A 20,502-nucleotide genomic window follows, 5' to 3' on the forward strand; every position below is an offset into this window, starting at 1 on the left:
AGACCGACAAGAGTGCCGGGAACGGCGAGAAGGCAGTGAGAACGACGATGACGGGAGAGACCCCCGACGTGGTGGAGATATCGGCGGACGCGGTGGTCGTCGGCGGCGGGCTGGGCGGCGTCGCCGCCGCGCTGGCGCTGCTGCGGGCCGGGCGCACCGTGATCCTGACCGAGGAGTACGACTGGCTCGGCGGGCAGCTGACCAGCCAGGCCGTGCCGCCCGACGAGCACTCCTGGGTGGAGCGGTTCGGCGTAACGGCCTCCTACCGGGCGCTGCGCGACGGCATCCGCGGCTACTACCGCGACCACTACCCGCTGACCGCGCGGTCGCGGGCCTGGCGGGAGCTGAACCCGGGCGCCGGGCACGTGAGCCGCCTCTGCCACGAGCCGCGCGTCGCGGTCGCGGTGATCGAGGCCATGCTGGCGCCGTATCGAGGCTCGGGGCGGTTGCGCGTGCTGCAGCCGTACCGACCGGTCGGCGCGGAGGTCGACGGCGACCGGGTACGTGCCGTGCGCCTGGAGCACCGGGACGGGGGCGGGGAGGTCACGGCCGTCGCGCCGTACGTGCTGGACGCCACCGAGACGGGCGAGCTGCTGCCGCTGACCGGCACCGAGTACGTCACCGGGTTCGAGTCGCAGGGCGACACCGGCGAGCCGAGCGCGCCCGCCGAGGCCCAGCCGGCGAACATGCAGGCCGTCTCGGTGTGCTTCGCGATCGACCACGTCGACGGCGACCACACCATCGACAGGCCCGCCGCCTACGACTTCTGGAGGAGCTACCAGCCCGGCTTCTGGGGCGACCGGCTGCTGTCCTGGCGCTGCCCGCACCCCAGGACCCTGGAGATCGTGGAACGCTCCTTCACTCCCAACCCCGACGACGACCCGCTGCTGGTGGAGGCCGACCAGCGGCTCAACCCCGGCGACGCGAACCTGTGGACGTTCCGCAGGATCGCCGCGCGGCGCAACTTCGCCGACGGCGCCTACGCCAGCGACATCACCCTGGTCAACTGGCCGATGATCGACTACCTGGAGGGCCCGGTCATCGACGTGCCGGACGCCGCCGCGCACGTGGCCGCCGCCAGGGAGCTGTCCCGCTCGGTGCTGTACTGGATGCAGACCGAGGCGCCGCGCGCCGACGGCGGGACCGGTTTCCCCGGCCTGCGCCTGCGCGGCGACGTCACCGGCGGGGGAGAGGGAGGGCTGGCCCAGGCCCCCTACATCCGCGAGTCGCGCCGCGTCCGCGCCCTGTACACCGTGGCCGAGCAGGACCTGTCGCTCGCGGTGCGCGGCGACAAGGGCGCGGTGAGCTACGCCGACTCCGTCGGGGTGGGGATGTACCGCATCGACCTGCACCCCTCCACCGGGGGCGACAACTACATCGACGTGGCGAGCTCACCGTTCGAGATCCCCCTCGGCGCGCTCGTCCCGCAGCGGATGACCAACCTGCTGCCCGCGTCCAAGAACATCGGCACCACCCACATCACCAACGGGGCCTACCGGCTGCACCCGGTGGAGTGGAACGTCGGCGAGGCCGCGGGCGCCCTCGCCGCCTTCTGCCTGGACAACGCGACCACCCCGCACGCCGTACGCGAGGACGAGGGCCTGCTCGCCGACTTCCAGCGGCGGCTCACCCGCGACGGCGTCGAGCTGCGCTGGCCGCAGGTGATCGGCTACTGACCGCCCGCCCGACTACCGGTTACCGGCCACGAGCTACGGGCCACGAGCCACGAGCTACGGGCCACGGGCCGGACGAGCGGCACCGGCCGGGCGACCGGTCACCCACCACGACCGCCGGGGGATTCCCAGCAAGGAGATCGGACCATGAGACCATTCGGAAAGCCCGCGGCCGTCGCGCTGGCGGCGCTGCTCACCCTGACGGCGTGCGGCGGAGGCGAGGCCACCCCCGCCGCGCAGGGCCCGCAGCCGCTGCGCATGACGATCTGGACCTCCAACGAGGCCCACCTCAAGCTGTTCAACGAGATCGCCGCCGAGTACAAGAAGACCCATCCCGACGTCGGCGAGATCAAGTTCGACCCCATCCCCTTCGAGAGCTACACCACCACCCTGACCACCCAGATCGCCGGGGGCAACGCCCCCGACCTGGCCTGGATCCTGGAGAGCTCCGCGCCCGACTTCGTCTCCTCCGGCGCGCTGGCGCCGCTCGACGAGACGCTGGGCAAGGCCCAGGGGTACGAGTTCGGCGACCTCACCCCCTCGGCCGTCAAGCTCTGGCAGGCCGAGGGCAAGCTGTACGCCTACCCGTTCTCCACCTCGCCGTTCGGGGTGTTCGTCAACACCGACCTGCTCAAGAAGGCGGGCCAGAAGACCCCCGCCGAGATGATCGAGGACGGCACGTGGACCTGGGAGAAGGTCGCCGCCCAGAACGCCGCGGTCGAGGCCGAGACCGGCAAGGCGGGCATGGTCGTCCGCGACTTCGACTACAAGGGCTGGGACAACCTCGCCACGGTGTGGGGCGGCTGGGGCGCCCAGGCCTGGAGCGAGGACGGCAAGACCTGCGGGTTCGACAGCCCCGAGATGGTCGAGGCGATGACGTTCCTGCACAAGTCGATCTTCACGGACAAGGCCTTCCCCGGCCCCGGCACCACGGCCGACTTCTTCGCGGGCGACTCGGCGATGACCATCACCCAGATCTCCCGCGCCTCGCTCCTGCAGGACGCGAAGTTCGGCTGGGACCTCGTCCCGCTGCCCGCCGGGCCCAAGGGCGAGTACTCGGTGATCGGCCAGGCGGGGCTGGGCGTCTTCAAGAAGTCCGCCAACGCGGCGGCGGCCACCGACTTCCTCGCCTTCTTCACCAACCCCGCCAACTCGGCCAAGCTCGCCGCCTACTTCCCGCCGCCCCGGGCCTCCCAGCTCACCGCGGACACCATGGCGAAGAGCAACCCGCTGCTCAAGCCCGGCCAGCTGCAGAAGGTCGTGATCGGCGGCATCGAGAAGGGCGTCGTCAAGCCCAACCACACCGGCCAGGCGGAGCTGTCGCAGACCGTGCGGGCCGCGCTCGACCCGCTCTGGCAGCCCGGCGCCGACGTCAAGGCCGTGCTGGACGGCGTGTGCGCCAAGATCCAGCCGATGCTGGGCGCGTGACGTGGCCGCGTCGCATCCCGGATCCGCGGTGACCGGCCGGGCAGCCGCCCGGCCGGCCCCCGGCGGGCGGGTCGCGGGGAGCGGTGACCGGGCCGCGGGGAGCACAGGGAACACAGGGAGCGCGGGGAGTGCGGAGAGCGCGGGGGGCGGCGGCCGGATCCGCCGGGCTCGCCGGGCTCCCGGCGGTGGTGGCGGGGGCCGGGCGTTCTGGACCGTGCGCCGCCGCGACAACCTGGTCGGATACCTGCTCGTCGCCCCGCAGCTCCTCGGCAGCCTGCTGTTCGTGCTCCTGCCGCTCGGGCTCGTCCTGTGGTACAGCCTCCACGAGTGGAACGTGCTGGCCGGGACCTTCGAGTTCGTCGGCGGGGAGAACTACGACCGGCTGCTCGCCGACCCCAACCTGGGCGAGGTGCTGGGGGGAACCGCGCTGTTCTCCGTCGGCCTGGTCGTGCTCAACCTCGGCCTCGCCCTCGTCCTGGCGGTCCTGCTCAACCAGCGGCTGCGCGGGACCACTTTCTTCCGTACGGTCTTCTTCTCGCCCGTGGTGGTCTCGCTGGTCGCCTGGACGATCGTGTGGCAGTTCCTGCTGCAGGACGACGGCGGCCTCAACGGCCTGCTCGCCGTCGCCGGGGCCGACGGCCCCAACTGGCTGCGCGGCGAGGGCACGGCGATGCTCTCGGTGGTCGTCGTCCAGGTCCTCAAGAACGTCGGCCTCAACATGGTGCTGTTCCTGGCCGCCCTCCAGGGGGTGCCGGCCCAGCTCTACGAGGCCGCCGAGCTGGACGGCGCCGGGGCGTGGACCCGCTTCGCGCGGATCACCGTCCCCCTGATCAGCCCGACCATCCTGCTCACCTCGATCATCACCGTGGTGGGGTCGCTGCAGGTGTTCGCGCAGATCGCGGTGCTCACCCAGGGCGGCCCCGGCATGTCGACGACCGTCCTCGTCTACTACCTGTACCAGCAGGCGTTCCAGTTCCATCACTTCGGGTACGGCGCGACGCTGTCGGTCCTGCTGTTCGCGATCGTCGCGCTGCTCACCGTCGTGCAGTGGCGGATGCGCAGGAGGTGGGTCTTCAATGAAACGTGAGATACCGGTACGGCTGAAGACGCTCCTGTACGGCCTGCTGTGCGTGTTGTGCGTGCCGTTCGTCTTCCCGACCTGGTGGATGGTGACCTCGTCCCTCAAGCCGGTCAGTGAGATCTTCGCCTTCCCGCCGAGACTGCTGCCCGCCGACTGGGACTTCTCGGCCTACGGGCAGGTCTTCCGGCTGCAGCCCTTCGCGGGCCAGTACTTCAACAGCCTCTACATCGCCCTCATCGTCACGGCCGGCACGATGGCGGTGGCCGCCATGGCCGGGTACGCCTTCGCGCGCATCCGCTTCCCCGGCCAGAACGTGCTCTTCGTCGTCGTGCTGCTCGGGCTACTCATCCCGAGCGAGGTCACGATCGTCCCGCTGTTCCAGATGTTCCACGGGCTCGGGCTGACCGACACCCACTGGCCGCTGATCCTGGTGCCGATCCTCGGCGCGCCCGGGGTGCTGGCCACCTTCATCATGAGGCAGTTCTTCATCAGCCTGCCCGGCGAGCTGGAGGAGGCCGCCCGGGTGGACGGGCTCGGCCGGTTCGGCACGTTCTACCGGGTCGCGCTGCCGCTCGCCCGGCCCGCGCTCGGCGCCGTCGCGATCTTCACGTTCCTGCACAGCTGGAACCTCTACCTCGAACCCATCGTGTACCTCTCCTCGCCGGAGAAGTTCACCCTCCCGCAGGCGCTGACCCAGTTCGTCGACGCCTACGGCGGGCCGATGTGGAACGTCCAGCTCGCCGCCGCCTCGATGACCGCCCTGCCGGTGCTCGTGGTGTTCGTGCTCGCGCAACGGCAGTTCATCGAGGGCCTGGCCCACACCGGCCTGAAGGGCTGAGAGGCCTCTCCGGTGGCGGGCTGAAACGCCTCCCTCGGCGGCGGTCACTCCTTGAGGGCCGCGCGTCCCCCCGGTGGCGGTCACTCCCTGAGAGCCGAGCGCCTCCCCGGTGGCGGTCACCCGCCGATCGTGTCGAGCTCCTTGAGGGCGTCGGCGGGCAGATCGATACCGGCTCCCGCGACGTTCTCCCGGAGATGGGCGACCGACGACGTACCGGGGATGAGCAGGATCGTGGGCGAGCGGCGCAGGAGCCAGGCGAGGGCGACCTGGAAGGGGGTCGCACCGAGCCCGGCGGCGACGCGGTCCAGGACACCGGACTGCAGCGGGCTGAACCCGCCGAGGGGGAAGAAGGGCGTGTAGGCGATCTCCTCGCGGGCGCAGTGGTCGACGAGCTCGTCGTCGGCGCGGTGGGCCAGGTTGTAGAAGTTCTGCACCGACACGACCGGTGCGATCGACCGCGCCTCGGCGAGCTGCTCCGATGACACGACGCTGACGCCGAGATGCCGGATGAGGCCCTGCTCCCGCAGCTCCGCGAGCACGGTGAACGGCTCGGCGATCGAACCGGGGGCGGGGTCCGTCAGCTCGCCGACCCGGAGGTTGACGACGTCGAGCGCGTCGAGCCCGAGACGTTCGAGGTTCTCGTGGACGGCGGTGACCAGCTCCTCGCGGGACAGGGCCGGGGGCCAGGACCTGTCGGGGGCGCGCCGGGCCCCGACCTTCGTGACGATGCGCAGGTCCTCCGGGTAGGGGTGCAGGGCCTCACGAATGATCTCGTTGACGACGTACGGGCCGTAGTAGTCGCTGGTGTCGATGTGGGTGATCCCCAGCTCGACCGCCTCTCTCAGCACCGCGACCGCCTCGTCGCGGTCGCGCGGGGGTCCCCAGACACCGGGGCCCGCGAGCTGCATGGCCCCGTAGCCCACCCGGCTGAGGGTGAGGTCTTCGGCGAGCTTCAGGATTCCACCGGGTGGTGTGGGCATCGTCGGTCCTCTCATCGGCTTTCATGATCTTGAAGGTGTTCTCGGTGCGGGGCCGGACGGGTGCCGGACGGGTGCCGGACGGGGTTCCAGGGCCGTTCGCCACGGCCGTTCCCCGCAGCGGGGCCTCTCGCGGCACGGTCGCGCGGGCCGTCGGGAGGGGGATCCCCGGCCACGACTGAAGTGTCCGCCGGCCGCCCGGGGGCAGGAAGTGCCCTGGTCATCCTGGGAATGGCAGGACCAGGCTGGTAGATAGCCGTCTCGCCGTCGTCGAAACATGGACGGGCCGGGGGAACCACGCCGACGAGTACCTCGTCGATCCCCGGATGGTCAGGTCCCGGTCGGATCCGGGGGTTCGTGTCGGTCCCCGAGGGCAGGTCCCGGTCAGGTCCAGGGATCCGTGTCGATCACCGCCCGGTCAGGTCCGGGGGTCGACGTGGATCTTGGGGCCGGGACCGGCTCCCGTGGGCCGGGAGCCGGAGAGGATCTCGCCCACCTCGTCGAGCCCGACGACGGCCGCCACCAGCGGCCGGGGGTCCACCGAGCCCGAGGCGTAGTGCTCGATCGCCCCCGCCAGGCCGGGCGAGGCGCTCAGGATGCCGACCGCCGTGACGTCCTTGAGCACCAGCGTGCGGGTGTCGACCGCGCTGGTGGTCGGCGCCAGGCCGATGTAGACCACCCGCTTGCCCGGCTCCACCAGGTCCACGGCGAGGGAGGGCAGGCCGGGGGCGGTGGAGGCGTCGATGACGGCGTCGAACGGGAGGCCGGGAAGCTTGTCAGAGGTCCACGCCCCGTGCACCCCGAGGGCGCGGGCGAACTCCAGCGACGGCTCCGACAGGCCCAGGACGTGGACCTCTGCCCCGTGCGCCAGGGCGAACCGGGCGGCGAGCAGGCCGATCGTGCCCGGCCCCATCACCAGCAGCCGGTCACCGGGGGAGAGGTTCGCGGCCTCGACGGCCCGCAGCGCGTTGCCACCCGGCTCGACCATCGCCCCGGCCACCGCGTCGACCGTGTCCGGCAGGGCGTGCAGCGCCGTGACCGGCACGGGAAGCCGCTCGGCGAGGGCGCCCGGCCACCCGCCCCGGATGCCGATCTCGAAGCGGTCCTCGCACACGTGCTGCAGCCCGCCCAGGCAGCGGCGGCACCTGCCGCAGCCGAGCATGGTGTCGCCGGTGACGCGGGTGCCCATCCAGCCGCCGTCGACGCCCTCGCCGACGGCGGAGACCGTCCCGCACCACTCGTGGCCGAGCCGCATGGGGTAGCGGGCGTTGTCCTCCTCCTCGAGATAGGCCATCTCGCCGCTGAAGAACTCCATGTCGGTGCCGCACACCCCGGCCCGCTCCACGTCGACCACGACCTGCCCCGGACCGGGAACCGGCGGCTCGACGTCCAGCACGGCGAAGCGACGGGGCCCGGTCACGACGAACGCTCTCACGGGTGGAACCTTCCATACGGCGCCGCCGGGCGAGGCCGGAGGTACAAGAATCAGGTTCTGTAGACTACCGTTCGGCAAATGGGGCTGAAAACGTGACGGCGGACCGGCGGAGTTCGCAGTGGTACGCGGGAACCGACCGCAACGCCTACATTCACCGGGCCTGGATGCGGCGCGGGCTGCCCTCGCACGCCTTCGACGGCCGGCCGCACATCGCGATCGCCAACACCGCCTCCGACCTCACCCCGTGCAACACCCACCTCGACGAGGTGGCCGAGAGCGTGAAACGGGGCGTCTGGGAGGCCGGTGGCGTCCCGATGAACCTGCCGGTCGTCTCGCTGGGCGAGACGCTGGTCAGGCCCACCGCGATGCTGTGGCGCAACATGGCCGCGATGGCGACCGAGGAGATGCTGCGCGCCAACCCGATCGACGGCGTGGTGCTGCTGGGCGGCTGTGACAAGACGATCCCGTCCCTGCTGATGGCCGCGGCCTCGGTCGACCTGCCCGCGGTGGTCCTTCCCGGGGGGCCCATGCTCACCGGCACCTTCCGCGGCGTGCCGCTGGGCTGCGGCACGGACGTGTGGCGGCTCAGCGAGGAGGTCCGCGCGGGCACCCTGAGCGAGCAGGCGTTCCTGCGCTCGGAGTCGTCGATGATCCGCAGCAGGGGCCACTGCAACACCATGGGCACCGCCTCCACCATGGCCTGCGTCGCCGAGGCGCTCGGCACCACCGTCCCCGGCCTGGCGGGCACGCCCGCCCCCGACAGCCGCCTGCTGGAGGGCGCCCACGAGACCGGGCGCCTCGCCGTCGAGCTCGTCGAGCGGGACCTGCGCCCCAGCGCCCTGCTGACCAGGGGATCCTTCCTCAACGCGATCGTCGCGCTGGCCGCCGTCGGCGGATCCACCAACGCGGTGGTGCACCTGCTGGCCATCGCCGGACGGCTCGGCGTCGAGCTCTCCCTCGACGACTTCGACCGCACCGGCGCCGGGGTGCCGCTCCTGGTCGACCTGCAACCGGCGGGCCGCCACCTGATGGAGGACTTCCACCGCGCGGGCGGGCTGCCGGCCGTGCTGCGCGAGGTACGCGACCTGCTGGACCCGGACGCGCTGACGGTGACGGGCAAGCCGCTCACCGCCCACCTGGACGACGCGCGGATCTGGGACGAGACCGTCATCCGCCCGCGCGACCAGCCGCTGCGGGAGGCCGCGGGGATCGCCGTCCTGTACGGCGACCTGGCGCCGTCCGGGGCCGTGATCAAGCCCGCCGCCGCCTCGCCCGAGCTGATGCGCCACCGGGGCCGGGCCCTGGTCTTCGACAGCGTCGAGGACATGCACGCCCGGATCGACGACCCCGATCTCGACGTGGACGCCTCCTCGGTGCTCGTACTGCGCGGGTGCGGACCCAAGGGCTACCCGGGGATGCCCGAGGTGGCCAACGTGCCGCTGCCGGCGAAGCTCCTGGAGCGCGGGGTGCGTGACATGGTACGGATCTGCGACGGCCGGATGAGCGGCACCGCGTACGGCACGGTGGTCCTGCACGTGGCGCCCGAGGCCGCGGCGGGCGGCCCGCTCGGCCTGGTGCGGACCGGCGACCCGATCGTCCTGGACGTCGAGGCCAGGCGCCTGGACCTCGACATCCCGCGGGAGGACCTGGCGAGGCGCCACCCCTCGGAGGAGATGCGGGCGGCCTTCGCCGCGCCGTCACGGGGCTGGGAACGCCTCTACGTCGACCATGTGATGCAGGCCCACCGGGGCGCCGACCTGGACTTCCTCGTCGGTTCCAGCGGCGACGCGGTCGCCCGCGAGTCCCACTGAGGTCGTCGCGGAAGTCGAGGTCGCCGGGGTCGTCGAGGTCACCGGGACCGCCGGCGGCCCCGGCGCCGCCGGTGTCACCGAGGGGGCTGAGGGGGCTGAGGGATCCGAGGGAGCCGACGCCGCGTGGCGGGCCGGGCGCGCCCGGTGCTCGTTGCCCGGCCTCGGCTCGGGCGCGGCGTCGTTCCAGAACCCGTCGATGCCGGTCAGCCGCCGGTAGCGGGAGTAGGCGATCTCGTACGGCTCCCGCCGCGCGGCGGGCGCGAACGGCCGGGGCCTGAACGAGCGGCGGACCACCTCGCGCAGCTCGGTGAGGGAGCCGAGGCGGCCGTCGGCCATCGCCTGGACCAGCAGGTTCCCCACGGCGGTCGCCTCCACCGGACCCGCGAGCACCGGCCGCCCGGCGAAGTCGGCGACGAGCCCGCAGAACGCGGCGCTCGCGGCCCCGCCCCCCACGAGGTGCACGGCCTCCACCCGCCGGTCGCCGAGGAACTCGGCCTGTTCCAGGGCCCACCGGTAGGAGCACGCCAGGCTCTCCAGGACGCAGCGCACCGTCTGCGCGCGGTCCTCGGGCGGCGCCTGGCCGGTCGACCGGCAGTAGGCCGCGATCCTGGCTGGGATGTTCCCCGGTTCGAGGAACCACGGGTGGCCGGGGTCGATCAGCGGGCCGAACGCGGGCGTCGTGGCCGCCTCGGCGACCAGGTCCGCGTACGAGGCGCGCAGCCCCCAGGCCCGGCGGCACTCCTGGAGCAGCGTCAGGCCGTTGAGGGCGCGGGTGAAGCGCACGGTGCCCATGACGCCGCCCTCGTTGGTGAAGCCCGCCAGCCTGGCCGCCCGGCTCGTGACCGGCGCGTCGAGCTCCAACCCCGCGAGCGAGCGGGGGCCGCAGGAGATGTAGCCGACGGAGCCCGCGGAGACGGGCAGCGCCGCGGCGGCGGAGGCGGCGTCGTGACCGGCCACCGCGACGACCATGGTCGCGCCGGGTCCCCTCCCGTTCCTGCTGACCCGGACGCCCCCGCCGCCTCCGCCGCCCCCGTCACCGCCGTCGCGCAGCGGCCCGGCGACCGTGCCGGGCTCGGCGAGGCGGTGGGCGAACAGGTGGTGGGGCAGGCCCAGGCGGGTGACGAGGCTGTCCGCCCACCGGCCGGTCCTGGCGTCCAGCAGCTGGCTGGTGCTCGCGATCGTCCGCTCGGCGAGCATCTCGCCGCTCAGCCAGAGCGTGAACAGGTCCGGCATCATCGCCAGGTGGTCGGCCGCGTCCAGGAGCGGGGACCCGGCGTGCGCCAGCAGCTGGCAGGCCGTGGTGCCGGGTCCGGGACGCACCCCGGTCAGCTCGTAGTGGTCCTGCCAGGAGACGAGCCCCGCCAGGCCGGAGGTGTAGGGGTCGAGGTGGTGGCGGGGGTTGGCCAGCAGCCGCCCGGCGCGGTCGAGGAGCGCGAAGTCACCGCCCCAGGCGGTCACGCCCACGCTGGTGAGGCGGCCACGGGAGGCGGCCAGCGCGATGCCCCCGCGGGTCTGGGTGAGAAGTCCCAGCACGTCCCAGTACATGCCGTCGAGAACGCGGACGGGCCGGTTGGCGAAGCGGTGCACCTCCCGCACCGCGAGCCGTTCACCATCGAATTCGCCGGTCAATACCCGGCCGCTCTCAGGTCCGAGATCCACGGCCACGTAGACGGGCACGGTCCAATGGTAACCGGAAAGACTTTCCTGATACGGGGGATATATCAGAAATGGTGGGTGAAACTGCCCGCAGATTCGCCTTTCCCTCCGGGGGGCGGTCCCGCGGGCCTTTCCTCCCGCCTCCCCGGTTCGGTCACGCGGGTTTTCCGGGGGTCCCTTGGTTCGGACATGCGGGTTTTCCCGGGGTCCTCCGGTTCGGTACGGCGGGCCTTTCCTCGGGTCTCTCCGCGCTTGGCCACACGGTTTCCCCCGGGTCCCTCCGGGATCGGCCAGTGGGCTTTCCTCCGGTCTCTCCGGGCTTGGTCATGCGGGTTTCCTGCAGGTCTCCCCGGGGTCGGTCAGGCGGGTTTTCCTTCGGTCTCTCCCGGTTTGGCCGTGCGAGTTTCCTCCGGGTCTCCCCGGGGTCGGTTAGGCGGGCTCTCCTTCGGTCTCTCCCGGTTTGGCCACGCGGGCTTTCCTCCGGTCCTCTCGTGACGGACTCTCCGGAGTCACCCGCGCGGGGCGTACATGATCAGAGCGACCCCCGCCAGGCATACGCCCGCGCCGATCAGGTCCCACCGGTCCGGGCGGAAGCCGTCGGCCAGCATCCCCCACAGCAGGGACCCGGCGATGAACACCCCGCCGTAGGCGGCCAGGACCCGGCCGAAGTTCGCGTCGGGCTGGAACGCGGCGACGAACCCGTACGCCCCCAGCGCGACGACCCCAGCGGCGATCCACAGCAGTCCCCGTTGCTCGCGGACCCCCTGCCAGACCAGCCAGGCGCCGCCGATCTCGGCGACGGCCGCCAGCGCGAACAACAGCAGTGAACGGGCGATCGTCATGTTCGGAAAATAGCGGCCTCCCGCGCCCCGGACGCATCCAGGGCGCGGGAGGCCGTTCCGGGCCGCGGTGGTGGCACCGGTTCCGCGTGTCCCGAGCCGTGTGACGCACCGGTCCCCATGGATCCCGGTCCCGCGTATCCCGGTCCCGGGGTCTCGGTCCCGGGGGCGGGGTGGCGGCACCGCCCCAGCAGTGCCGTCACCCCGTCCCCTGACCTGGCCCGCTCCCGTGCGGCCAGGCGACTTCCCCTGCAGCTCGCAGTTGACCTCGGTCTCCCCGCCGCAGCTGCCGGAGTCCGGCCCGCCGTCGGTGGTGTCGTTGCCGCCGTTGCCGGTGATGTCGCGACGCTTACGCGACATGACGGTAGTCCCTCCCCGATCCGTGAACCGTGGACGCCTTTATGTAAGCGGCCATTCGGGAGCCGGTCCGCGTCATAGTGCTCACATGGCCGGACGGGGTAATTCTCCGGCCGGGTGATTTCCGTCACCCGCTCGCGGGCGGGTTCTCCGGCACATCGAATGGTGAGGAATTTCCCATTCATCGCTGATTGGGGTCATTCAGATCACGGGTTCGGCTCCGGGGGAGAGGGAACCCCGCGAGGCCCCTTCGAGGACGGGTCTCCGGTCAGCGGACGTCCCTGTTCGCCACCGCCAGCCACAGCAGCGGGAGCGGCGACATGACCAGCCAGAAGCGATGCGCCTCGTACCAGTGCCCGTACCCGCACGTCGGCGGCCACAGCTGGACCCCGGCGGGCAGGAGCATGGTGACCAGGACGAGCACGAGGTGGGCCACGACGGCGGCGAGGGCGGCCTGCCTTCCCGAGGTGAACCGGGCGGCGGTCGCCGCGACGGCGAGCCCGGTCCCCAGGCCCACGACGGCCTCGACCAGCAGATCGGGGAGCGGGAACAACTGCCCCGAGGGAAGGCGGGAGACGACGACGGCGAAGGCGCCCAGCCAGACGGCCATCGCGACGGAGCCGGAGAGCAGGCAGCGCAGCCCCTGCCGGACCCAGCGGGGTACGGGAGCCGGTCCCGCGTTGGCGGCCACGGGGTCGACCAGCGCGAACGCCGCCGCTCCGCCGAGCAGGACGCCGCCGATCCGCATCAGGTTGAGCGCGGTACCGACCGACAGCTCGTTCCCGGCCTCGACCAGCGACACCAGGGCGGCGGTGAAAACGGTGACGGCCGCGAGCGGCGCCCAGTCGATCGCCCGCACGAGCGGCCCGATCAGGGTGAGGGCCGTGCGTGTCCGTTGGGTTCGGGTCGGCGTAAGGGACGCGCGTGTCTGGCTGGTCCCGGTCGGGGTGAGGGTTGTGTGTGTCTGTCGGGTTCGGGTCGGCGTGAGGGGCGTGCGCGCCCGTCGGGCTTCGGTCAGGGGGAAGGGTGAGTGTGTCCGCAGGGTCCCGGGCTCGGCGGAGCTCGCCGGGGGATCCCCGCTCCCGGCCACCCACCGCGTTCCTTCCCGCCGCACTCCTTCCCGCCCTTCGACCTCCCGCCCTTCGACCTCCCGCCCTTTGATCTCCCGTGCTTCGGCTTCCCGCCCTTCGACTTCCCGTGCTTCGACTTCCTGGCCTCCGATCTCCTGCCCTTCGACTTCCTGTTCTCCGATCTCCTGCTCTCTGATCTCCTGGGCTTCGATCTTCCGTGCTCCGATCGTCAGCGACATGGTGTGCCCTCCGGTTTCGAGATGGGGAACTCCCGGTCGAGACCCAGCAGCGGCAGCGCTCGTTCGAGCGTGGTGGAGGGTCTCATGAGCGTGTCCCAGTGGGTCCGGACGCGCTCGCGCGCGCCGGGGGTGGCGAGGAGCCGCCTGGCGTAACCGACCTCGGTGTCGCCGTAGTCGACCAGGCTCCTCCTGCTCAGCCTGCTGTCGATCCGCAGCGACCCGGGCCGCGTGATCGGTGACGTCTGCCCGACCAGCCAGAGCATCACCAGGGTGCGCGCCTGCCCTCGGGCGTCGCACGAGAGGTGAAATCCCGCGACGTTGAGCGACAGGTCCTCGGCGAGTCGTTTCCGCTGGTCGGGATGACCCCAGGACATGCTCGGCCGTATGGCGCGAGACTCGATGTCCTCACCGAAGAACCAGGACGAGGTCATCTGCCGGACCGGTGGCACCAGATGCCTCCGCTCCGGCGGTACGGCCCGCACCACCGGCCCGATGGCCTCCTCCCACAGCGGGATCCACGGGACGTACCCGGGATAGGCGCAGTAGGTGATCCCGGCGCGCTCCTCGCACCGGTGCGCGTCCGGCCCGAGGAAGCGGTCCCGGAGGCGTGGATCGACATCGGCCCTGGCCGCCCAGCCGGAGCCGGTCGGGGCCCCCTGCCGTACCGAGGCCGCCGTGGCCCCCGCGGGCACCGCCACGGCGACGGCCGCGACCACCGCGACCAGCGGTGCCGGCCGGATCCCGTGTCTCAGCGACGCGATCCCGCCGGCCAGGACGACCAGGGCGAGCACGTAGACCAGGTGTACGCCGGAGGGCCGGTCGGGCCAGTCGGGGTAGTGGTGCTGCATCACCGGCAGCCACCAGCCCGCCGGCCCGTTGGCCGGATTCTGGAAGATCAGGAACCCGAGCGCCGCGATGACCATCGGCCCGGCGATCAGCCAGGGCAGCCACCGGCCCACCGCCACCCCCAGCGCCGCCGCGAACGCCGAGGCGGCCACCGCGGCCAGCGGCTCGTAGAGGTCCAGCGTCCCGGCGACGGGCCCCGACAGGAGGCGGACGACGAGATGGAGGCCGAGCACCACGGCCGCCGCCAGGCCGCCGGCCAGCGGCGCCGCGAACAGCACGGCCCTCGTCCGGTGTTCCGCGCCGGAGGGCAGCCCGGCGAGGCTCTCCGGCATGCCGTGCCGGCCGTCGCGGGAGGCGGCGAGGTTCGCCACGAGCAGCACGGCTCCGGCCAGGCAGGACGCCATGCCCGTCGCGGCGATCGGATCGACGCCCATGTCCGGCTGCTGGTCGTGGCTCAGGTACGTCTGCACCGTCAGGACGAGCGCCGCCGTACCCCACAGGATCGGGCTCCGCGTCAGGCGGCGTGTCTCGAAGACGAACAGCTCCCATGACGTTCCGCGGCGGGGGAGAACCGGTGCACGGCGGGAGGGGACGCGGACGGCTTCGGCGCCCGCGTCCCGATCCTCCTCGCGGCCCGCCGTACCGCGTCCGGCGTCGTGTCGGGTGTCGTGTCCGGCACCGTGTCCGGCGTCGTGTCCGGCACCGCGTCCGGCACCGCGTCCGGTGTCGTGTCGGGTGTCGTGTCCGGCGTTGTGTCCGGTGTCGTGTCGGACGTCGTGTCCGGCACCGCGTCTGACAGCGTGTTCGGCGCCGTGCCGGGCGTCGTGACCGGTCGGGTTTCCGGCCGGGTGGCCGGTCACGCGACCGCCGCCCGTCCGCGGTCGCCGAGCAGGAGCAGGTAGCCGTCCTCGACCCCCGCCTCCGCCGGTACGCCGTCCTCCGGCCGGTCGCCGAGGGTGCGGTAGCGGCCGTCGGCCGTGCGCCAGAACAGGTGTGGCCCGGCCGGAGGCCGTTCGGACAGCCACACCCGCCCGGCCGCCGTCACGGCGAGCTCGCCGGGCGTCCCGTCGAAGACCACCCTGCCCCCGTCCACGGTCACCACCCGCTCGCACAACGCCGCGACGTCCTCGGTCTGGTGGGTGGACAGCAGCACGGTACGGCTCTCGCCCACCTTCGACACCAGCGCCCTGAACCGCATCCGCTGCTCGGGGTCGAGACCCACGGTCGGCTCGTCCAGGATCAGCACGTCCGGCTCGCCCAGCAGCGCCTGCGCGAGCGCCAGGCGCTGGCGCATGCCGCCGGACAACTTGCGCGCGCGCACCTTCGCCTGGTCCGACAGCCCCACCTCCGCCAGCACCCGCCGCACCTCGCCGTGGCGCTCGCGCCGGTCGGTGATCTCCTTCAGGATCGCCACGTAATCGACCAGGTCGAACGCGGTGAAGTGCGGGTAGTGGCCGGGGTCCTGCGGCAGGTAGCCGAGCCTGCGGCGCAGAGCCGTGCGCTGGAGCCGGTCCCGGGGGTCCAGGCCGAGGATGTCGACGGTGCCGGAGTCGGGGGCGAGCGTGGTGGCCAGGCAGCGCAGCAGCGTCGTCTTGCCCGCTCCGTTCGGCCCGAGCAGCCCGGTGACGCCCGGGGTGACGGCCAGGTCGAGGCCGTCCAGGACTCGGTTGCGGCCGTAGTGCTTGACCAGGCCCTTCACGGTGATGCTCAACGGGGCTCCCCCGGGTCGAGGCGGCCGCGCCGCCGGTGGACGAGTACGGTGAGGAGGGCGGCCGCGCAGCCGTACAGGAGCTGCGCGCCCGGCTGGAACGGGACCCGCCAGTCGCCGCCGGCCTCGGCCGCGACGGCGATACCGGTCAGCCACAGCCCGCCCGTGGTGAGCGCGGCGACCGGTACGGACAGCCGGGTGGACAGGGCCAGGCAGCCCGAGGTCGCCGCGAGCGCGGGCAGCAGCCACGCGGCGCTCAGTCCCGGCGGGGCGGGCAGCAGCGGCGAGGCGAGCCCGGCCAGCACGAACGCCACCGCGAGGACGGCGGCCGAGCGGACGAGCAGCAGGCGCGGTCCCGACAGGGGGGTGGCGGCCAGCAGTTCGTGGACGGGGTCGACGCGCGGGCCGTTGGCGGCGGCGATACCGGCCAGCGGCAGCACCGGGGCGGCCACCAGGAAGAACGGCAGGGCGTCGGCCGTGTGCCTCGCCGCGAGCACGCCGAAGGCGAGCACCGCCAGCACGGCGGCGAGCCACGCCCTGCCGAGCGCCGGCGTCACCGTCACCAGCCGCGCCACGTGGCCGGGCAGCCCGGCGAGGCGCAGCAGCCGCTCGGCCGGACGCGGCCTGGGCAGGCCGGCCCGGTCCTCAAGCCGCTGCCAGGAGCTTTCGAGCCACTCCTCCTCGTACGGGACGGCCGCCCGGCAGACCGGGCAGCCCCCGAGGTGCGCGTCGACCGACATGGCCCGCACCGGGTCCAGCTCTCCGGCCAGGTATCCGTCCAGCAGATCGCCGGGGATGTGCCAGGTGCTCATCGGCCGCCGTCCTCTCCGGGCTCGTCGTACACGCTCATGCCAGGTCCCTTCGCAGACGCGCCCTCGCGCGCATCGCGCGGGTCTTGACGGTGCCCTCGGGGATACCGAGGAGGTGGGCGGCCTCCCTGACGGTGAGGCCGTCGAGCACGGTGGCCTGGATGACCGCGCGGAGCTCGGGGGTGAGCCTGCGCATCGCCGCGTCGAGGTCACCGTGCTCCACGCCGACCAGGACCAGGTCCTCGGCCGACTCGACGGTGCTCCGTGCCTCGTCGAGGTCGTGGCCCTGGCCGATCCAGCGCGCCCCGCGACCGCGCAGCACCGAGACGAGCCTGCGCATCGCGATCGTCCAGAGCCATCCGGCGGCGTCGCCGCCGGCCGGGCTGAAGCGCGCGGCGGAGCGCCAGACGGCCATGAAGGTGTCCTGTAGGGCGTCGTCGACCGCGTCGGGGTCGGCGCAGCGGCGTGCCAGGCGGGCCCGCAGCCAGGGGGCGTGCCGCCGGTGCAGGATGCGCAGCGCGGGCATGCTCTCGGCGGCGATCGCGGCGATCAGCTCCGCGTCGTCGCTCTCGGCGGTGACGGGGGGAGGATCCCGCCGCCATGGAGGGAAAAGGCTCACACCTCATCTATCGCACGGGACGAGGGGGAGGGTTCTCTCCCCGGCCGCCGGGAGACGCCGTTCGGGGGATTCACGCCCCGCCAGGTGCCGAAACGGTTAAAACGTGGCAACGGATGGCGGCCAGGCTGCCGGGACGCGGACCCGGAAGGGTCGCCCGGGGGAGCCGGGCCGCCCGAGGTGGAGGTCGTGTAACGCTAAGGAAACGGCACGTTCATGTGCCATTGACACCTGCCGGAGCTTGGTTCTACTGTCCAGCTCAACCGGTTAAATCGTTTTTTCGTAGGAGTCCGACCACCCCCCACTTCCTGAGGAAGCGCTTATGTTCACTGTTTCGCGAAGGTCCGTTCCCGCCGCGATGGTGGCCGGCCTGCTGTCGATCGCGCTCGCCGCCTGCGGTGGTGGCACCACCAAGGACTCGGCGAGCTCGGCGGCCCCGGCGGCCCCCGCGTCGTCCGCCCCGGCGAAGGCCGACCCGAACGCGCCGATCAAGGAAGGGCTGAAGATCGCCTTCCTGCCGAAGCAGATCAACAACCCGTACGAGACGATCGTGGACAAGGCGGGGATCGAGGCGGCGGCGGAGTTCAAGGCGGAGGCCAAGGAGGTCGGCCCCTCCGACGCGTCGGCGTCCTCGCAGGTGTCGTACATCAACACGCTGACCCAGCAGGGGCACGACGCGATCCTGATCGCGGCCAACGACGCCAACGCGGTGTGCGGGCCGCTGCAGCAGGCGCGGGCGAAGGGGACGAAGATCGTCTCCTACGACTCCGACGCCTCCAAGGAGTGCCGCGACCTGTTCATCAACCAGGCCAACTCCGAGGAGATCGGCCGCAGCCAGGTGAAGCTCCTGTCGGAGCTGATCGGCGGCAAGGGGGAGGTGGCGATCCTGTCGGCGACGGCGAACGCGACCAACCAGAACACCTGGATCGAGTTCATGAAGGACGAGCTCGGCAAGCCCGAGTACAAGGACATGAAGCTGGTCAAGGTCGCTTACGGTGACGACGACGACCAGAAGTCCTTCCAGGAGACCCAGGGCCTGCTGCAGGCGTACCCGGACCTGAAGGGGATCATCTCGCCGACCACGGTGGGCATCTCGGCGGCGGCGCGCTACATCTCCGGCTCCAAGTACAAGGGCGAGGTCGTGCTGACCGGGCTGGGCACCCCCAACCAGATGCGCCAGTTCGTCAAGGACAAGACGGTCGAGAAGTTCGCGCTGTGGAACCCCAAGGACCTGGGCTACCTGGCCTCGTACGCGGCGGCGGCACTGGCCTCCGGGCAGATCACCGGGGCCGAGGGCGAGGTCCTGAAGGCCGGGAAGCTCGGCGAGCGGACGATCGGCAAGGACGGCGAGATCATCCTCGGCCCGCCGTTCACCTTCGACGCCTCCAACATCGACCAGTTCGACTTCTGACGCCGTCGGCGCGGCCCGTACCCGGAAGGCGCGGGCCGCACCCAGGAAAGGCCGGCCCATGCAGCGTGTCTGCTTCCTGCTGAAGGTACGGCCGGAGCGCCTGGCTGAGTACCGCGAGCGCCACCGCGCCGTGTGGCCGGAGATGCTCGACGCGCTGAGCGCCACCGGCTGGCACAACTACTCGCTCTTCCTGCGGGAGGACGGGCTGCTGGTCGGCTATCTGGAGACCGAGGACTTCGAGGCCGCCCGCGAGGCCATGGCCGCGACCGAGGTCAACGCCCGGTGGCAGGCCGAGATGGCGCCGTTCTTCGAGAGCCTCGACGGCCGTCCCGACGAGGGCATGGTCTCGCTCGAGGAAGTCTTCCACCTCAACTGATCGGGGACCGATTCATGATCAAGGATTCGCTGCGGGCTCAGGTCATCGAGACCCCCTCATGGGCGTACGGCAACTCGGGCACGCGGTTCAAGGTGTTCGCGCAGCGGGGGGTGCCGAGGGACCCGTTCGAGAAGCTCGCGGACGCCGCGCAGGTGCACGCGTTCACCGGGGTGGCGCCGCAGGTGGCGCTGCACATCCCGTGGGACCGGGTCGACAACTACGCCGCGCTGGCCGCGCACGCGTCGGGACTGGGGGTGCGGATCGGGGCGATCAACTCCAACGTGTTCCAGGACGACGACTACATGCTGGGCAGCGTGACCCACCCGGACGCGCGGGTGCGGGCCAAGGCCCTCGCGCACCTGCTGGACTGCGTGGACATCATGGACGCCACCGGGTCGGACACGCTGAAGCTGTGGTTCTCCGACGGGATCAACTACCCCGGCCAGGACGACCTCCGCGCCCGCCAGGACCGGCTCGCCGAGGCGCTGGGGAGGGTGTACGAGCGGCTGGGCGAGAACCAGCGCTTCCTGCTGGAGTACAAGCTTTTCGAGCCCGCGTTCTACGCCACCGACGTGCCCGACTGGGGGACGGCGTACGCGCACTGCCTGAAGCTGGGGCCCAAGGCGCAGGTCGTGGTCGACACCGGCCACCACGCGCCGGGTACCAACATCGAGTTCATCGTGGCGTTCCTGCTGCGCGAGGGCAAGCTGGGCGGCTTCGACTTCAACTCCCGCTTCTACGCCGACGACGACCTGATGGCGGGGGCGGCCGACCCGTTCCAGCTGTTCCGCATCATGGTCGAGGTGATCGGCGGGGGCGGGTTCACCGAGGACGTCGCGTTCATGCTGGACCAGTGTCACAACATCGAGCCGAAGATCGCCGGGCAGATCCGGTCGGTGATGAACGTGCAGGAGGCCACCGCCAAGGCGCTGCTGGTCGACCGCGAGGCGCTCGCCGCCGCGCAGTCGGCCGGGGACGTGCTCGGGGCCAACGCGGTCGTCATGGACGCCTACAACACCGACGTGCGGCCCCTGCTGGCCGAGGTACGCGCCGAGCTGGGACTGGACCCCGACCCGATGGCGGCGTACGCCAGGTCGGGCTACTTCGAGAAGATCGCCGCCGACCGGGTCGGCGGCGCCCAGGCGGGCTGGGGCGCCTGATGCCCGCGCTTCATGTCCGTGCGCGCATTGTGCCCGCGTCCGATGTCCGTGCGTGCCCGACGCCTGCGTCCGGTGCCCACGCACGCCCGGCACTTGCGTCCGATGCCCGTGCGCACCCGGTGCCCGCGCCTGATGTCCGTGCGCGCCCGATGCCCTTCGCGACGCCGGGGTG

The 20,502-nt window shown here is 72.2% G+C and carries 17 protein-coding genes; 8 read left to right on the top strand and 9 right to left on the bottom strand.

Annotated elements, in window-relative coordinates:
• Nucleotides 1-47 precede the first annotated feature (47 nt).
• The 4 genes from ABT053_RS24515 (at nucleotide 48) to ABT053_RS24530 (ending at nucleotide 5,020) form a co-directional block, all read left to right on the top strand.
• Nucleotides 48-1,676 carry an FAD-dependent oxidoreductase gene (locus ABT053_RS24515; protein ID WP_350971642.1) on the top strand — a complete coding sequence of 543 codons (1,629 nt, stop codon included), beginning with the start codon at nucleotides 48-50 and terminating at the stop codon, nucleotides 1,674-1,676.
• A 144-nt stretch (nucleotides 1,677-1,820) separates the two neighbouring features.
• A complete protein-coding gene (locus ABT053_RS24520) occupies nucleotides 1,821-3,101 on the top strand; it encodes an ABC transporter substrate-binding protein (RefSeq protein ID WP_350971645.1) in 1,281 nt (426 codons plus the stop codon).
• 214 nt (nucleotides 3,102-3,315) lie between these two features.
• Nucleotides 3,316-4,188, top strand: a complete 873-nt coding sequence (locus tag ABT053_RS24525) for a carbohydrate ABC transporter permease (protein WP_350971646.1) — start codon at nucleotides 3,316-3,318, stop codon at nucleotides 4,186-4,188.
• Entirely contained in the window at nucleotides 4,178-5,020 is an 843-nt protein-coding gene (locus ABT053_RS24530; RefSeq protein WP_350971648.1) for a carbohydrate ABC transporter permease, read from the top strand. Before ABT053_RS24525 ends, ABT053_RS24530 begins: the two co-directional genes overlap by 11 nt.
• A gap of 116 nt (nucleotides 5,021-5,136) precedes the next feature.
• Here the strand turns inward: ABT053_RS24530 and ABT053_RS24535 are convergent, their stop codons facing one another.
• Together ABT053_RS24535 and ABT053_RS24540 are read right to left on the bottom strand one after the other, a co-directional pair.
• Nucleotides 5,137-6,000, bottom strand: a complete 864-nt coding sequence (locus tag ABT053_RS24535; RefSeq protein ID WP_350971649.1) for an oxidoreductase — start codon at nucleotides 5,998-6,000, stop codon at nucleotides 5,137-5,139.
• A 415-nt stretch (nucleotides 6,001-6,415) separates the two neighbouring features.
• Nucleotides 6,416-7,432 carry a zinc-dependent alcohol dehydrogenase gene (locus ABT053_RS24540; RefSeq protein WP_350971650.1) on the bottom strand — a complete coding sequence of 339 codons (1,017 nt, stop codon included), beginning with the start codon at nucleotides 7,430-7,432 and terminating at the stop codon, nucleotides 6,416-6,418.
• Between the two features lie 92 nt (nucleotides 7,433-7,524).
• Here ABT053_RS24540 and ABT053_RS24545 point away from each other — a divergent pair, with 92 nt between their 5' ends.
• A complete protein-coding gene (locus tag ABT053_RS24545) occupies nucleotides 7,525-9,243 on the top strand; it encodes an IlvD/Edd family dehydratase (RefSeq protein WP_350971651.1) in 1,719 nt (572 codons plus the stop codon).
• Here ABT053_RS24545 and ABT053_RS24550 read toward each other — a convergent pair.
• From ABT053_RS24550 to ABT053_RS24580, 7 genes are all read right to left on the bottom strand, one after another.
• Complete coding sequence (locus ABT053_RS24550; RefSeq protein WP_350971653.1) at nucleotides 9,130-10,920, bottom strand: rhamnulokinase; 1,791 nt, start codon at nucleotides 10,918-10,920, stop codon at nucleotides 9,130-9,132. The genes ABT053_RS24545 and ABT053_RS24550 overlap by 114 nt on opposite strands.
• 488 nt (nucleotides 10,921-11,408) lie before the next feature.
• Nucleotides 11,409-11,741 carry a YnfA family protein gene (locus ABT053_RS24555; protein WP_350971655.1) on the bottom strand — a complete coding sequence of 111 codons (333 nt, stop codon included), beginning with the start codon at nucleotides 11,739-11,741 and terminating at the stop codon, nucleotides 11,409-11,411.
• A 622-nt stretch (nucleotides 11,742-12,363) separates the two neighbouring features.
• Nucleotides 12,364-12,954, bottom strand: coding sequence for a hypothetical protein (locus ABT053_RS24560; RefSeq protein ID WP_350971657.1), 591 nt, complete (start codon nucleotides 12,952-12,954; stop codon nucleotides 12,364-12,366).
• A gap of 440 nt (nucleotides 12,955-13,394) precedes the next feature.
• On the bottom strand, nucleotides 13,395-14,720 hold the full coding sequence (locus ABT053_RS24565; protein ID WP_350971658.1) for a hypothetical protein: 1,326 nt from the start codon (nucleotides 14,718-14,720) through the stop codon (nucleotides 13,395-13,397).
• A 386-nt stretch (nucleotides 14,721-15,106) separates the two neighbouring features.
• Nucleotides 15,107-15,961: an ABC transporter ATP-binding protein gene (locus ABT053_RS24570; RefSeq protein ID WP_350971660.1), complete on the bottom strand. Its 855-nt coding sequence runs from the start codon at nucleotides 15,959-15,961 to the stop codon at nucleotides 15,107-15,109.
• Entirely contained in the window at nucleotides 15,958-16,770 is an 813-nt protein-coding gene (locus ABT053_RS24575; protein WP_350971662.1) for a zf-HC2 domain-containing protein, read from the bottom strand. The genes ABT053_RS24570 and ABT053_RS24575 overlap by 4 nt, the downstream gene beginning before the upstream one ends.
• A gap of 34 nt (nucleotides 16,771-16,804) precedes the next feature.
• On the bottom strand, nucleotides 16,805-17,386 hold the full coding sequence (locus ABT053_RS24580; protein ID WP_350971663.1) for an RNA polymerase sigma factor: 582 nt from the start codon (nucleotides 17,384-17,386) through the stop codon (nucleotides 16,805-16,807).
• A gap of 319 nt (nucleotides 17,387-17,705) precedes the next feature.
• Here ABT053_RS24580 and rhaS point away from each other — a divergent pair, with 319 nt between their 5' ends.
• From rhaS to rhaI, 3 genes are read left to right on the top strand one after another with little or no spacing between them, the layout of a single operon-like run.
• Nucleotides 17,706-18,794 carry a rhamnose ABC transporter substrate-binding protein gene (rhaS, locus tag ABT053_RS24585; protein WP_344745985.1) on the top strand — a complete coding sequence of 363 codons (1,089 nt, stop codon included), beginning with the start codon at nucleotides 17,706-17,708 and terminating at the stop codon, nucleotides 18,792-18,794.
• Between the two features lie 58 nt (nucleotides 18,795-18,852).
• Nucleotides 18,853-19,170, top strand: a complete 318-nt coding sequence (locus ABT053_RS24590; protein WP_350971665.1) for an L-rhamnose mutarotase — start codon at nucleotides 18,853-18,855, stop codon at nucleotides 19,168-19,170.
• Nucleotides 19,171-19,184: 14 nt separating this feature from the next.
• Entirely contained in the window at nucleotides 19,185-20,330 is a 1,146-nt protein-coding gene (rhaI, locus tag ABT053_RS24595; protein WP_350971667.1) for an L-rhamnose isomerase, read from the top strand.
• Nucleotides 20,331-20,502 lie beyond the last annotated feature (172 nt).

The sequence above is a fragment of the Streptosporangium sp. NPDC002524 genome (assembly GCF_040295985.1).
In the GTDB taxonomy this organism is placed as follows: Bacteria; Actinomycetota; Actinomycetes; order Streptosporangiales; family Streptosporangiaceae; genus Streptosporangium.